Genomic DNA, 279 nt, shown 5'->3' with positions numbered 1-279 from the left:
TTCTGACTCACCGACCGCTTTGCAGCCGTCATACGTCGCTGCTCACAAAGACGCTGCGCATTCTCCGGGGCATAGCATTCAGGAACACCGTTACGTCTGAGTTCACGGGATACAGTAGACTTACTGACTCCGATACGGATGCCTGTCTCACGGCAAGATAAATTATCATCACGCAGCACCGATATCTGGTATCGTTGCCCTGCGGTTAGTTGCTGGTATTTCATAGTTACTCGCTCATCTTTGGTCGGAAGAGCAGGATAGCTTATCAGCCGCTAACCG

At 51.3% G+C, this 279-nt stretch carries 1 protein-coding gene; it reads right to left on the bottom strand.

Features of this window, described 5'->3' with window-relative positions; all coding sequences use genetic code 11:
* Positions 1 to 224: helix-turn-helix domain-containing protein (locus ACSZO4_RS25990; RefSeq protein ID WP_437891948.1), on the bottom strand; the 224-nt coding region annotated here is incomplete at its 3' end.
* Positions 225 to 279 lie beyond the last annotated feature (55 nt).

It is taken from the genome of Phytobacter sp. V91, from assembly GCF_965644225.1.
GTDB lineage: Bacteria > Pseudomonadota > Gammaproteobacteria > Enterobacterales > Enterobacteriaceae > CBFFRJ01.
This window is presented reverse-complemented; position numbering and strand designations above follow the sequence as displayed.